The sequence below is a fragment of the Kosakonia sp. BYX6 genome (genome assembly GCF_038449125.1).
Taxonomy (GTDB): Bacteria; Pseudomonadota; Gammaproteobacteria; order Enterobacterales; family Enterobacteriaceae; genus Kosakonia; species Kosakonia calanthes.
In genome coordinates this window covers 640,441-654,694 of record NZ_CP151800.1, presented here as the reverse complement: position 1 = coordinate 654,694, position 14,254 = coordinate 640,441, and the positions used below count along the sequence as shown (strand labels likewise).

13 protein-coding genes and 1 other RNA gene are annotated in these 14,254 nt (G+C 53.4%); 8 read left to right on the top strand and 6 right to left on the bottom strand.

All coding sequences use genetic code 11. The features are described from left to right. Nucleotides 1-155: 155 nt before the first annotated feature. From rnpB to AAEY27_RS02965, 5 genes are all read right to left on the bottom strand, one after another. Nucleotides 156-534: RNase P RNA component class A (gene rnpB, locus AAEY27_RS02985), an RNA gene on the bottom strand. A gap of 32 nt (nucleotides 535-566) precedes the next feature. After that, nucleotides 567-1,712 (bottom strand): glycerate 2-kinase, encoded by a 1,146-nt coding sequence (gene garK, locus AAEY27_RS02980; protein ID WP_342323441.1) that lies wholly within the window; start codon nucleotides 1,710-1,712, stop codon nucleotides 567-569. 99 nt (nucleotides 1,713-1,811) lie between these two features. After that, complete coding sequence (garR, locus tag AAEY27_RS02975; RefSeq protein WP_342323440.1) at nucleotides 1,812-2,702, bottom strand: 2-hydroxy-3-oxopropionate reductase; 891 nt, start codon at nucleotides 2,700-2,702, stop codon at nucleotides 1,812-1,814. 31 nt (nucleotides 2,703-2,733) lie between these two features. Beyond that, nucleotides 2,734-3,504: a 2-dehydro-3-deoxyglucarate aldolase gene (gene garL / locus AAEY27_RS02970; RefSeq protein WP_322554768.1), complete on the bottom strand. Its 771-nt coding sequence runs from the start codon at nucleotides 3,502-3,504 to the stop codon at nucleotides 2,734-2,736. A gap of 25 nt (nucleotides 3,505-3,529) precedes the next feature. After that, a complete protein-coding gene (locus tag AAEY27_RS02965; protein ID WP_342323439.1) occupies nucleotides 3,530-4,864 on the bottom strand; it encodes an MFS transporter in 1,335 nt (444 codons plus the stop codon). Nucleotides 4,865-5,286: 422 nt separating this feature from the next. Here AAEY27_RS02965 and garD point away from each other — a divergent pair, with 422 nt between their 5' ends. Then, nucleotides 5,287-6,858 carry a galactarate dehydratase gene (gene garD, locus AAEY27_RS02960; RefSeq protein WP_342323438.1) on the top strand — a complete coding sequence of 524 codons (1,572 nt, stop codon included), beginning with the start codon at nucleotides 5,287-5,289 and terminating at the stop codon, nucleotides 6,856-6,858. 55 nt (nucleotides 6,859-6,913) lie between these two features. Here garD and AAEY27_RS02955 read toward each other — a convergent pair whose 3' ends face one another. Then, nucleotides 6,914-7,723: a DeoR family transcriptional regulator gene (locus AAEY27_RS02955; RefSeq protein WP_342323437.1), complete on the bottom strand. Its 810-nt coding sequence runs from the start codon at nucleotides 7,721-7,723 to the stop codon at nucleotides 6,914-6,916. Between the two features lie 247 nt (nucleotides 7,724-7,970). Between AAEY27_RS02955 and kbaZ the strand changes: the two genes are divergently transcribed. The 7 genes from kbaZ (at nucleotide 7,971) to kbaY (ending at nucleotide 14,179) form a co-directional block, all read left to right on the top strand. After that, entirely contained in the window at nucleotides 7,971-9,254 is a 1,284-nt protein-coding gene (gene kbaZ, locus AAEY27_RS02950) for a tagatose-bisphosphate aldolase subunit KbaZ (protein WP_342323436.1), read from the top strand. A 22-nt stretch (nucleotides 9,255-9,276) separates the two neighbouring features. Beyond that, nucleotides 9,277-9,750 carry a PTS N-acetylgalactosamine transporter subunit IIB gene (gene agaV, locus AAEY27_RS02945; protein ID WP_342323435.1) on the top strand — a complete coding sequence of 158 codons (474 nt, stop codon included), beginning with the start codon at nucleotides 9,277-9,279 and terminating at the stop codon, nucleotides 9,748-9,750. A gap of 9 nt (nucleotides 9,751-9,759) precedes the next feature. Beyond that, nucleotides 9,760-10,539 (top strand): PTS N-acetylgalactosamine transporter subunit IIC, encoded by a 780-nt coding sequence (agaW, locus tag AAEY27_RS02940; RefSeq protein WP_342323434.1) that lies wholly within the window; start codon nucleotides 9,760-9,762, stop codon nucleotides 10,537-10,539. Next, on the top strand, nucleotides 10,529-11,407 hold the full coding sequence (gene agaE, locus AAEY27_RS02935) for a PTS N-acetylgalactosamine transporter subunit IID (protein ID WP_342323433.1): 879 nt from the start codon (nucleotides 10,529-10,531) through the stop codon (nucleotides 11,405-11,407). Before agaW ends, agaE begins: the two co-directional genes overlap by 11 nt. A gap of 14 nt (nucleotides 11,408-11,421) precedes the next feature. Further along, complete coding sequence (agaF, locus tag AAEY27_RS02930; RefSeq protein WP_342323432.1) at nucleotides 11,422-11,856, top strand: PTS galactosamine/N-acetylgalactosamine transporter subunit IIA; 435 nt, start codon at nucleotides 11,422-11,424, stop codon at nucleotides 11,854-11,856. A 308-nt stretch (nucleotides 11,857-12,164) separates the two neighbouring features. Then, nucleotides 12,165-13,319, top strand: coding sequence for an SIS domain-containing protein (locus tag AAEY27_RS02925; protein WP_342323431.1), 1,155 nt, complete (start codon nucleotides 12,165-12,167; stop codon nucleotides 13,317-13,319). Beyond that, nucleotides 13,319-14,179 carry a tagatose-bisphosphate aldolase subunit KbaY gene (kbaY, locus tag AAEY27_RS02920; RefSeq protein ID WP_342323430.1) on the top strand — a complete coding sequence of 287 codons (861 nt, stop codon included), beginning with the start codon at nucleotides 13,319-13,321 and terminating at the stop codon, nucleotides 14,177-14,179. The genes AAEY27_RS02925 and kbaY overlap by 1 nt, the downstream gene beginning before the upstream one ends. Nucleotides 14,180-14,254 lie beyond the last annotated feature (75 nt).

Here is a 14,254-nt window from a genome sequence, read left to right as displayed (position 1 = left end):
AAGCAAAACGCCCGCAGGATTTCTCCTGCAGGCGTCTTTAAGAGTCGAAACTGACCGATAAGCCGCGTTCTTTTCATAGAAAGAGGAGTGGACAGGCATTCAACCCAGCATAAAAGCAAAACGCCCGCAGGATTTCTCCTGCGGACGTCTTTAAGAGTCGAAACTGACCGATAAGCCGGGTTCTGTCGTGGACAGTCATTCATCTAGGCCAGCAATCGCTCACTGGCTCAAGCAGCCTACCCGGGTTCAGTACGGGCCGTACCTTGTGAACCCCTATTTGGCCTTGCTCCGGGTGGAGTTTACCGTGCCGCGAACTGTTGCCAGACGCGCGGTGCGCTCTTACCGCACCCTTTCACCCTTACCTGATCCCACTTGCGCGGGCCATCGGCGGTTTGCTCTCTGTTGCACTGGTCGTAGGCTTGCGCCTCCCAGGCGTTACCTGGCACCCTGCCCTATGGAGCCCGGACTTTCCTCCCCTCCGCCTGTCTCCCCCGAAGGGGACGACGACGAAGCGGCGACTGTCTGGTCAGCTTCGGCGCGCAGTATAGAGGGTTTGCTTGCGCCTGTCACCCTTCCGTCAACATTCCAACTTGCAATGTCGCGGCAATATTTCGCGAAGCGCGATAAATATTATCGAACGCCCCGCGAAACGCCTCTTCCAGCGTGCTGATACTGGTCAACACGCTGAATACCGCGTCAATACCATACTGATGCACCACACCGACATCACTGGTCAAACTGCCCGCAATCCCAATCACCGGCTTGTGATATTTCTTGGCGACATGCGCCACGCCAACCGGCACTTTGCCGTGAATACTCTGGCTGTCGATGCGGCCTTCGCCGGTCACCACCAACGTACAATCGTGAATATGCTCTTCGAGGTTCAGCGCCTGCGTGACAATCTCAATGCCGCTGCGCAATTCCGCGCCGAGAAATGCCATTAACGCCGCGCCCATGCCGCCTGCCGCACCGGATCCCGGCACGTTTTTCACATCGACGCGCAGATCTTTTTTGATCACGTCCGCGAAATGCCCGAGGTTGCGATCCAGTTCGACAATCAACGCTTCGGTCGCGCCCTTCTGCGGGCCAAAAATACGTGATGCGCCCTGCTCACCAATGAGCGGGTTGGTAACATCGCAAGCAACGCGAATGGCGCAGTTTTTCAAACGCGGATCCAGCCCGGAAATATCAATGCTGTTCAGGCTCATCAGGCTGCCGCCGCCGTAGCCAATTTCCGTACCGTTGGCATCGGTCAATTTAGCGCCCAGCGCTTGAACCATACCCGCGCCGCCGTCGTTGGTCGCACTGCCGCCGATACCAATAATGATGTTCGTTGCCCCTTGTTCCAGCGCGTGCAGAATAAGTTCCCCGGTGCCGCGCGAAGTGGTAATCAAAGGGTTGCGTAATTCAGGTGGGACGAGCGCCAGCCCGCTGGCCGCCGCCATTTCAATAAATGCGGTTGCCCCATCGCCAGACATTCCCCAGCAGGCATCAACGTCCTCGCCCAGCGGGCCAGTGACGCTGGCGGTCTGCACAGTCCCTTTCGTGGCGGCTACCATGGCTTCAACTGTACCTTCACCGCCGTCCGCGACCGGAACTGACACGTATTGAGCATCGGGAAAAATTTCCCGAAATCCTTTTTCTATCGCCTGCGCTACTTCCGTAGCAGACAGGCTTTCTTTGTAAGAGTCTGGGGCGATTACGATTTTCATAGTTGTGAGCCTGACCAAGCCGCGCACTTCACCCTTCAGACCCACTGCGGCCTGAAGAGGTGGACGTCTAAAAACCAGGGCGCGTTCACGCCCTTTCTATTAACGAGTAACTTCGATTTTCGTCAGTTTCTCGTAGTAGCACGCAATGGCGCTGTGGTCGGCGTTACCCAGACCGTCAGCACGCAGCGCTTGCATCATTTCCATCACGGCGGCGGTCAGCGGCAATTGAGCGCCCACACCATGCGAAGTATCCAGCGCGTTAGCGAGATCTTTGATATGCAGGTCGATGCGGAAACCCGGTTTGAAGTTGCGATCCATCACCATCGGCGCTTTCGCTTCCAACACGGTGCTACCCGCAAGACCGCCACGGATCGCCTGGAACACCAGATCCGGGTTTACGCCCGCTTTGGTTGCCAGCGTCAACGCTTCAGACATGGCGGCAATGTTCAGCGCCACAATCACCTGGTTTGCCAGTTTGGTCACGTTGCCCGCGCCGATATCACCGGTGTGAACAACAGAACCGGCCATAGCTTTCATCAGGTCGTAGTATTTGTCGAAAGTCGCTTTGTCGCCGCCAACCATCACTGACAGCGTGCCGTCGATCGCTTTCGGTTCGCCGCCGCTTACCGGCGCATCCAGCATTTCAACGCCTTTCGCTTTCAGCGCTTCGCTGATTTCACGGCTTGCCAGCGGGGCGATGGAGCTCATGTCGATCAGCACAGTACCGGCTTTCGCGCCTTCAATAATGCCGCCTTCGCCCAGCGCCACTTCTTTCACGTGCGGGGAGTTTGGCAGCATGGTGATGATGACATCGCACTGCTCGGCAACGGCTTTCGCGCTGGTCGCGGTTTCCGCGCCTGCGGCGATCACTTCGGCAACCGCGTCCAGATTACGGTCCACGACCACCAGTGAGTAACCGGCTTTAATGAGGTTTTTACTCATTGGTTTACCCATGATACCCAGGCCAATGAAACCAACTTTCATCGTCATAATGCGTCTCTCTCTTTAAATGGTGGTTTGATTATTTCTTAAAGGTGTCGGCCAGTTTCTGCGTCGCCGAACGGAACACGCCCAAATCGCTGCCAACCGCAACGACCGTCGCGCCCCATTCCAGATAGCGACGGGCGTCAGCTTCAACCGGCGCCAGGATGCCGCTCGGTTTGTTGTGCGCTTTGGCGCGCGCAAAAATGTGCTGAATGGTGCGCTGAACTTCCGGGTGCGCCGCATTGCCGATATAACCCAGCGTGGCCGCCAGATCGCTCGGGCCGACAAACACGCCGTCGACGCCATCGGTCGCCAGAATAGCGTCGAGGTTATCGACACCGGCCTGGCTTTCGATCTGCACCAAAATGGAGATATTGGCGTTGGACTGGCGGAAGTAATCCGGCACGGTGCCGAACATATTGGCGCGGTGAGAAACAGAAACACCGCGAATACCTTCCGGCGGATAACGGGTCGCCGCAACGGCGTTTACCGCTTCTTCTTCGGTTTCGACAAACGGAATCAGGAAGTTATAGAAACCGATGTCCAGCAGGCGTTTGATCACAACCGGATCATTGGTCGGCACGCGCACAACCGGCGCACTGACGCTGCCTTTTAACGCCATTAATTGCGGTACAAAAGTGAGCACGTCGTTAGGGGCGTGTTCGCCATCAAGAAGCAGCCAGTCAAAGCCTGCCAGGCCCAGAACTTCAGTGCTGATATGACTACCCAGCGCAGACCAACAACCGATTTGAATCTGTTGGGCCGCCAGCGCGGCCTTGAATTTGTTTGGGAAGATATCGTTATTCATCTTTTGTACCTTAATGTGTTGTTGCTTATTTCTTCAGTTCCATACGTTTGATGTCGCCAACCACGAACAGGTAGCAGACCATCATCATGAGCGCTGAACAGCCGACGAACACCAACGCACCGTTGAAAGAATGCAACTCTTTAACCATGTATCCGATGACCAGCGGCGTCACGATAGAAGCCACGTTACCAAATACGTTGAATACACCGCCGCACAGGCCAACGATCTCTTTTGGCGCTACGTCGGAGATAACTGGCCAACCCAGTGCGCCAAAACCTTTACCAAAGAACGCCAACGCCATCAGCGCGACAACCAGGACGGTGCTGTCGGTGTAGTTACACAGGATGATGCTGGAAGCCAGTAACATCCCGACGACGATCGGCACTTTACGCGCAACGGTCAGGGTTGAGCCACGTTGAATCAGATAATCAGAGAACAGACCGCCCAGCACCCCACCGGCAAAACCGCACAGCGCCGGGATCGAGGCGACAAAGCCCACTTTCAATATCGACATGCCCTTTTCCTGCACCAGATAAATCGGGAACCATGTCAGGAAGAACCAGGTAATGGTGTTCAGGAAGTACTGACCGAAGAACACGCCGAGCATCATGCGGTTGCACAGCAACTGCTTGATGTAATCCATTTTCGGACCGGCTTTTTTGCCGTCGTCGGTTTTTTTGTGGTCCATATCGACAACCGCGCCGTTCTTCTCAATGTACTCCAGCTCTTCGCGGGTCATACGAGGATGATCGGTTGGGTTGTGGACGAATTTCACCCAGGCGAAGGTCAGCACAAAACCGATTACGCCCATGACGGTAAACACATGCTCCCAGCCCCAAGCGTAAGTCAACCAGCCCAGCAGCGGCGAGAACAGCGCCAGTGAGAAGTACTGCGCAGAGTTAAAAATCGCTGACGCGGTACCGCGCTCTTTCGCCGGGAACCACGCCGCCACAATGCGGGCGTTCGCCGGAAATGAAGGCGCTTCAGAGAAGCCCAACATAAAGCGCATGAAAAACATTGAAATCCCGGCATATGCTATCGGGAAGAAGTCGACAAAACCTTGCAAAAAGGTAAAGAGCGACCAGAAAAACAGGCTGTAGGTGTACACTTTTTTCGATCCGAAACGGTCGAGCAACCAACCGCCAGGGATTTGCATCAGCAGGTAAGCCCAGCCGAATGCCGAAAAGATGTAACCCATTGATACAGAATCAAGTTGCAGCTCTTTCGCGACATCGGTCCCGGCAATAGAAAGCGTTGCCCGGTCTGCGTAGTTAACTGCGGTTACAATAAATATAATGAGCAGAATTAAATAACGGGTGGGTAAAGCCCGTTTTGTTTCGACGGTTTGTTCAATAGCCATTTTTAATTTCCTCAGGCACCGCTAACTTTAAAATATAATTATTGTGATGGTTATTATCTGATTTTATTTAAGCACTCGGAACTCAATTCAGATAATGGATACTTCGATTTTATTAGCCCTCAGTATAATCAGCACGAAGAAGTCATACACTGTTGGCTTGCTCAATTTTCACATTATCGGGAAAGATTATTTTGAGCATATGCACATAAGCCTGGGCGCTGATGCACAGATCTTGCATTACACGGCCCCGCCAGACGGGGCATCACAATAATAAGTGATTTAGATCACATTTTAATATTTGAACTCCTGACATTCTTATTTCCAACAACCAAGATTTTTCTTTCTGATATTAATTACAGAATAAAGAATAGTTCCTCTTTTTTGAGTAATGCATCGTACAGTTAGCTGGAGATTACTTGACAATGTCCGACATCAAAATAAGACAGCAATCGCCTGGGGCGTTTTATATTAAAGTTCACGACACTGATAATGTCGCGATTATCGTTAACGACAATGGCTTAAAAGCGGGAACGCGTTTCCCGGACGGTCTCGAGCTGATTGAGCATATTCCGCAGGGCCACAAAGTTGCGCTGGTGGATATTCCTCATCATGGCGAAATCGTGCGTTATGGCGAAGTCATTGGCTACGCCGTTCGCGATATCCCACGCGGTAGCTGGATTGATGAATCTACCGTCGAGCTGCCAAAAGCGCCGCCGCTGAACACCCTTCCGCTGGCGACGAAAGTGCCTGAACCGTTGCCGCCGCTGGAAGGCTACACCTTCGAAGGCTACCGTAACGCGGACGGCAGCGTCGGCACCAAAAACCTGCTCGGCCTGACCACCAGCGTGCACTGCGTGGCGGGCGTAGTGGATTATGTGGTGAAGATTATCGAGCGCGACCTGCTGCCGAAATACCCGAACGTAGACGGCGTAGTCGGTCTGAACCACTTATATGGTTGCGGCGTGGCGATTAACGCACCGGCCGCAGTTATCCCGATTAGGACTATTCACAACATTTCGCTGAACCCGAACTTCGGCGGTGAAGTGATGGTGATCGGTCTCGGCTGTGAAAAACTGCAACCGGAACGCCTGTTGCAAGGCACCGACGATGTACAAGCCATTCCGGTGGACAGCGCCAGTATCGTGCGTTTGCAGGATGAACAGCATGTCGGTTTCCGCTCAATGGTGGATGATATTCTGCAAGTCGCGGAGCGTCACCTGGCGAAGCTGAACCAGCGTAAACGCGAAACCTGCCCGGCGTCTGAACTGGTGGTCGGCATGCAGTGCGGCGGCAGCGATGCGTTCTCCGGCGTGACGGCCAACCCGGCAGTGGGTTATGCCTCTGACCTGCTGATCCGCTGCGGCGGCACGGTGATGTTCTCGGAAGTGACCGAAGTGCGCGATGCCATTCATCTGTTGACGCCGCGCGCAATCAACGAAGAAGTCGGCAAACGCCTGCTGGAAGAGATGGCCTGGTACGATAATTATTTGGACATGGGCAAAACCGACCGCAGCGCCAATCCGTCTCCGGGGAACAAAAAAGGCGGCCTGGCCAACGTGGTCGAAAAAGCGCTGGGCTCAATTGCGAAATCCGGTAAAAGCGCCATTTCCGAAGTGCTTTCGCCGGGACAACGCCCGACAAAACGCGGACTGATTTACGCGGCGACACCCGCAAGCGACTTCGTGTGTGGCACACAGCAGGTCGCTTCCGGCATCACCGTTCAGGTGTTCACCACCGGTCGCGGTACGCCGTATGGCCTGGTCGCCGTGCCGGTTATCAAAATGGCGACGCGCACTGAGCTGGCAAACCGCTGGTATGACTTAATGGATATCAACGCGGGCACCATCGCAACCGGCGAAGAGACTATCGAGGATGTGGGCTGGAAGCTGTTCCACTTCATTCTTGATGTTGCCAGTGGTCGCAAGAAAACCTTCTCGGATCAATGGGGTTTGCACAACCAACTGGCTGTGTTCAACCCGGCTCCAGTGACCTGATTTTAATAAAAAAGTGTAAACCTCACGTTAAGCATGGCTCCGGCCATGCTTTTTTTTATTGCTTCACCAGCAGTACATCGATACCGCTTTTCTGCAATCCGTGCAGGCTTTCCGCCGGGATACCTTCATCCGTGATGATCATATCGATACGCTGCGTGTCGATGATTTTGTGCAAACTCAACCGGTTAAATTTGCTGGAATCTGTCACGACAATAATGCGCTCTGCCACTTCACACATGCGTCGATTCAGCCGCGCCTCGTCTTCGTTATGCGTACTGACACCGCGTTCAAGATCGATGGCATCAACGCCGAGAAAGAGAATGTCGAAATGGTAATTCTGCAGCGACTGCTCCGCCTGATCGCCATAGAAGGACTGTGATTGACGGCGCAGATGCCCCCCGGTCATCAGTAACTCGACCCCTTCGGCGTCAAACAAAGCATTCGCGACATTCATACCATTCGTCATGGCGATCACCTCCTGGTGATGCTTCATCATGCGCGCAATTTCATATGTCGTGGTTCCCGAATCGAGAATAACGCGGTGCCCCGGTTTAATCATTTCAGCCGCCGCCAGCGCAATCCCCCGTTTCAGGCCCGTATTGAGCGCACTTTTGTCTTCAACTGAATGTTCGGTCGCCGGTGTGTTGCCGTCACAAATAAGCGCCCCGCCATAGGCACGCACGGCAATGCCCTGTTTTTCCAGGAAGGCGAGGTCGTTGCGGATAGTTACTGTGGATACACCAAAAAGAGCAGATAAATCATTAACCTGGACGCTTCCCTGCTGCCGTAGCCGCTGGATAATCTGCTCACGCCTTTCGCTCGTGCCGATGGTGCGCTTTTCGGGTGAGGAACTCGTGCTGGCCATAAGAAATCCTTTAACTTAACTTTCGTTTCATTTCGATTTACTTATTAAACCTGACTCCATAAGGAATGCAAGCACCAGATGGGAAGCTGCTCGCATAAACTTCACATAAGCAACTTTCGTTATATTTGTTTTGTGAAACAGATCGGAAAAGCATTATCTTTCATTTTATTTTTACGAGAGCATGCACCAAGATAAAGGAAACAAAACGAAAGACATTATGCCAATAAAGCTATAGAGGGAGAGGAAAGTGAAACATCTGACTGCGCTAATAAAGCACCACAAAGAGGGCGACCGGAAAGGGATCTACGCCGTTTGTTCTGCCCATCCTCTTGTGCTTGAAGCCGCAATACGGTTTGCCGCCACCCATCAACACCCCTTACTCATTGAGGCCACATCGAATCAGGTTGATCAATTCGGCGGTTACACTGGCATGACACCGGCGCAATTCCACGCTTTCGTTTGTCAGCTTGCCGATAAACTGGGCTTCCCGCGATCGCAGTTGATTTTAGGCGGCGATCATCTTGGCCCCAATCGGTGGCAAACGTTACCCGCTTTCGAAGCAATGTCGCATGCAGAAGAGTTGATTAAGCATTACGTCGCAGCGGGTTTCAAAAAAATCCATCTTGATTGCAGCATGTCATGCGCCGACGATCCCACACCGCTCACCGATGAGATCGTGGCAGCACGCGCCGCAAGACTGGCGCATATGGCAGAAGTCACCTGCATGGAACAATGGGGTGAAGCCGATCTGGTCTATGTCATCGGTACAGAAGTCCCTGTGCCAGGCGGCGCGCATGAAACACTGGCCGAGCTTGCCGTTACCTCTCCCGCTGCCGCGCACGCCACATTGCAGGCGCATCGCGCCGCATTTGAACAACAAGGGCTAAGCAGCATCTGGCCGCGCATCATCGCGCTGGTGGTCCAACCCGGAGTGGAATTCGATCACACGCAAGTCGTGGATTACCAGGCGTCAAAAGCCAGCGAACTGAGCAGAATGGTTGAAGACCAGCCGACACTGGTATTTGAAGCCCACTCAACGGATTACCAGACACCTCAGGCTCTGCGGCAATTGGTTCACGATCATTTTGCTATTTTGAAAGTCGGCCCGGCACTTACCTTCGCCCTGCGTGAGGCATTGTTTGCCCTGGCGGCGATCGAAGAGGAACTGCTCCCCGCCCGTGCCTGTTCCGACCTGCGCCATGTGCTAGAAAATGCCATGCTCGATCACCCTGAGTACTGGCAAAGCCATTATCACGGAGACAGTCATGCCCGCCGCCTGGCGCGCGACTTTAGCTATTCCGATCGCGTGCGTTATTACTGGCCGGATCGCCACATTGATGAATCCTACACACGGCTGGTAAGCAACCTGGCAGAACAGCCCATTCCTCTGCCGCTCATCAGCCAGTATCTGCCGCTTCAGTACGCCAGAGTGCGTGAACAGGGGCTGAGCGCAACACCCAACGCGCTGATCATAGACCACATTCAGGACGTGCTGCGTCAGTATCACTCAGCCTGTCAGGGCGTTGTCTGATAAAAATTAAAAGGAAAACGTTATGCCAAACATTGTGTTAAGCCGTATTGATGAACGCTTAATCCATGGTCAGGTGGGCGTGCAATGGGTTGGATTCGCCGGAGCGAACCTGGTGCTGGTGGCCAACGATGAAGTTGCCAACGACCCGGTACAACAAAATCTGATGGAAATGGTGCTGGCGGAAGGGATCGCCGTGCGTTTCTGGTCGCTGCAAAAAGCGATCGATAACATCCATCGCGCGGCTGATCGGCAAAAGATCCTACTCGTGTGTAAAACCCCCGCTGACTTTTTGACCCTGGTAAAAGGCGGCGTCCCGGTTAGCCGTATCAACGTCGGGAATATGCACTATACCGATGGCAAAAAGCAGATCGCCAAAACTGTCTCTGTCAACGCCCACGATATTGCTGCGTTCAACGCGCTGAAAGCCAACGGCGTGGAGTGCGTAGTACAAGGTGTGCCAACAGAGCCCGCACTGGACATCTTCAAACTACTTTGAGGCACGCTTATGGAAATCAGCTTCCTGCAGGCCACCGCGCTGGGCATTCTCGCCTTTATCGCTGGCCTGGATATGTTTAACGGCCTGACACACCTACACCGCCCGGTGGTGCTCGGCCCGTTGGTCGGGTTCATTCTTGGCGATTTGCACACCGGCATTCTTACTGGCGGGACCCTGGAACTGGTGTGGATGGGCCTGGCCCCGCTGGCTGGCGCTCAACCTCCTAACGTCATTATCGGTACCATTGTGGGAACCACATTTGCCATTACCACCGGTGTGAAACCTGATGTGGCCGTCGGCGTCGCAGTGCCTTTTGCCGTCGCGGTGCAGATGGGAATCACCTTTCTGTTTTCAGTGATGTCCGGCGTCATGTCGCGCTGTGACCGCATGGCGGCGAATGCCGACACCAAAGGAATCGAGCGCGTGAATTACCTGGCGATGCTGGTTCTGGGCGTGTTCTATTTTCTCTGTGCATTCCTGCCGATTTTCTTTGGCGCCGAGCACGCCAAAGCCGCCATTGATGTGCTACCGACACGGCTTATTGATGGACTCGGCGTAGCGGGGGGGATCATGCCTGCTATCGGTTTCGCTGTGCTGTTGAAGATAATGATGAAGAACGCTTACATCCCCTACTTCATTATCGGTTTCGTTGCCGCCGCCTGGCTGAAGCTCCCGGTACTGGCGATCGCCGCCGCCGCACTGGCGATGGCTTTGATCGATCTATTGCGTAAACCTTCGACAGAGAGTGTGTCCAATGCTCAGCAAAAGGAGTCTGAAGATGGCATCTAACCAAACTGCTCTGCCTGACGTGGAAAAACCCCAGGAAACGGTGCTGTCTGGCAGCAACGACAATCGCTATGAAGACCAGACGATGGGTACAGAATTGACCAGACAGGATATCAACCGTGTTGCCTGGCGTTCGATGCTACTTCAGGCATCGTTTAACTATGAACGCATGCAGGCTTCCGGCTGGCTCTACGGTCTGTTACCCGCGCTGAAGAAGATCCATACCAACAAGCGTGATTTGGCGCGAGCCATGAAAGGTCATATGGGTTTTTTTAATACCCACCCTTTCCTGGTCACCTTTGTCATCGGCATCATCCTGGCAATGGAACGTTCTAAACAGGACGTTAGCAGTATTCAGAACACCAAGATCGCCGTTGGTGCGCCGCTTGGCGGTATCGGCGACGCCATGTTCTGGCTTACGCTGCTGCCCATTTGCGGCGGCATTGGTGCCAGTTTGGCGTTGCAGGGATCGATACTGGGCGCCGTTATCTTTCTGCTGCTGTTTAACGTTGTTCATTTAGGCCTGCGCTTTGGCCTGGCGCACTATGCTTACCGCATGGGAGTCGCCACAATCCCGCTTATCAAGGCCAATACTAAAAAAGTCGGTCACGCCGCTTCAATTGTCGGTATGACGGTAATCGGTGCGCTGGTGGCTACCTATGTGCGATTTTCCACTACGCTCGAGATAAAAGCGGGCGATGCGGTGGTCAAACTGCAAAGTGACGTTTTCGATAAGCTCATGCCGGCCTTTCTGCCGCTGCTGTATACGTTGGGGATGTTCTGGCTTGTGCGGCGGGGATGGAGTCCGTTACGTCTGATAGGCGTAACCGTAGTGTTGGGTATCGTCGGTAAATTTGCACATTTCCTCTGAATTCAGGAGTTACGATGCTAGGAATTATTCTTTGTGGACATGGTGGTTTCGCCAGTGGAATGGCAAGAGCAATGACGCAAATTCTGGGTAAACAGTCGCAATTTATCGCTATCGACTTTCCGGAAACCTCAACTACGGCCTTACTGACAGAACAACTAGAAAGGGCGGTTAACACGCTGAGTGACAACGAGGGGCTGGTGTTTCTCACGGATCTGCTGGGCGGTACGCCATTTCGTGTTGCTTCCACCTTAGCGATGCAGCAGCCGAACTGTGAGGTCATTACCGGTACCAACCTGCAGTTGCTGGTGGAAATGGCACTTGATCGGGATGAATTAAGCTGTGAAGCGTTTCGCTCGCAGGCGCTTGAGTGCGGCCATCGCGGTCTGACAAGCCTTGCCGATGAGCTGGGGCGCTGCCGCGATGAAAAACAGATCGAAGAAGGAATCTGACAGATGTATGCCGTTTGACGGCAATAACCTGGCTCCCCCCTGTAGTCCTTACGTTGTGTTATTGAGGCATGGCGCTGTTCTTACGCCATGCCTTTCTTTTTGCTTTCACAGTACTCCGCCCTTTCGATAAATAAATTTCACTTCCTTTGTTTTAACGATCACACTTTTCGATTTATTACCAATATTGCATTGATATTTCATTTTTCTTTCGTTAAATTTCTTTTAACGCAAAAAACAGTTTAATGAAACGAAATGAAAGGTTTCCTTTCTACTCACTTTTGTGACCGTGCATGACTAAGGAATATGCTATGAGTGAAATGCTTTCCGGGCAATCAAACACGTCCACCTGGACCGAACAAGAAATACGTCAACAGCCAGCGTGCTGGATTGCTTCGCTTGGAAATATCGATCGCCAACGTGATGAGATTGATGCCTTTTTGCAGCCCGTTTTATCAATAAAAAACCTAAAAATCATTCTTACTGGCGCAGGGACTTCCGCCTTTATTGGCGACATTATTGGTCCCTGGCTTGCGCGCCACACCGGGAAAAACATAACTGCAGTACCAACCACTGACCTGGTAACGAATCCCGCAGACTACCTGCAGGAAACGCAACCGACCCTGCTGGTCTCTTTCGGCCGCTCCGGCAACAGCCCGGAAAGCGTCGCGGCTGTTAAGCTGGCTGACCAGTTTGTCAAAGAGTGTTTTCACCTCGTGATCACCTGCAACGAAGCCGGTGCGCTGTACCAGAATGCCGCAGCCTGCAGCCACGCCTGGGCCATGCTGATGCCTGCCGAAACGCACGATCGTGGCTTCGCCATGACCAGCAGCATCACCACCATGATGGCAAGCTGCCTTGCCTTGTTCGCCCCCGACATAATGAACACAGCACGGTTTCGCGATGTTGCCTTACGCTGCCAGCAAATCATCCACTCGCTCGGGGATTTCTCCGGCAGCGTATTCGGTGATTTCCCCTTCAAACGCATTGTCTATCTTGGGAGCGGTGGCTTACAGGGCGTGGCAAGGGAATCGGCGCTCAAAGTGCTGGAACTGACCGCTGGGAATCTGGCCGCCTTCTACGACTCCTCTGTTGGCTTTCGCCACGGCCCAAAATCGCTGATTAATAACGAAACGCTGGTTGTCGTGTTCATTTCGAGCCACCCTTACACGCGTTTGTACGATCTCGATCTGCTGGCAGAACTTCACCGCGAAAACCAGGCACTGCGTGTTGTCTCTGTCTCCGCATCAAAGGAGCACGCCATTACCGCCGGAACGCATATTACGTTGCCACCCGCCCGCGATTTTCTTGATGTGGAGCAGGCGTTTTGTTTTCTGGTGTACGCGCAAGTGTTCGCGCTCACCCAATCGATAAAAGCCGGGATAACCCCGGATACGCCATCCCAGAGCGGTACGGTCAATCGGGTAGTACAAGGCGTCATCATCCATCCGTGGCAGGAGGCGTAATGAGCATTATCTCGACTAAATACCTTCTGCAGGATGCGCAGGCCAAAGGCTACGCTATACCAGCGTTCAATATCCATAATGCAGAAACTATCCAGGCCATCCTGGAAGTCTGTCAGGAGATGCACTCGCCGGTGATCCTTGCCGGTACACCGGGCACTTACAAACACATCGCCATTGAAGAGATCTACGCACTCTGTGACGCTTACTCTGCCAGTTACCACATGCCTGTGGCGCTTCATCTGGATCATCATGAATCGCTGGAAGATATCCGCCGGAAGGTCAGTGTCGGCGTACGCAGCGCCATGATCGATGGTAGCCATCTCCCTTTCGACGAAAACGTCCGGCTGGTCAAATCCGTGGTTAATTTCTGCCATAGCCAGGATTGCAGCGTCGAAGCTGAACTCGGGCGGCTTGGTGGCGTAGAAGACGATATGGACGTTGATGAGGAAAGCGCATTTCTGACATCCCCACAGGATGCCCGTCGCTTTATTGAATTAACCGGCATCGACAGTCTCGCCGTCGCTATTGGTACAGCGCACGGTCTGTATACGAAACCACCAAAGCTCGACTTCCAGCGGCTTGCCGGGATCCGTAACGTGGTGGATATCCCTTTGGTTCTGCACGGTGCCAGCGATGTCCCCGATGAATTTGTCCGTCGGGCGATTGAACTGGGCATCTGCAAGGTCAACGTCGCGACGGAACTGAAAATCGCATTCGCCGCGGCGGTGAGAAAGTGGTTTGGCGAAAACCCCGACGGCAACGATCCGCGGTACTACATGCGGGTCGGGATGGATGCCATGAAAGAGGTTGTGAGAAGTAAGATTACGGTCTGCGGTTCGGCCAACAGGCTGGAGAAATGAAAAGCTATGAGGCAGTGACCGTTCCATTAAACAATTAATCTCAAGATATAACTGGAATAAATATTAAAAAGGAAC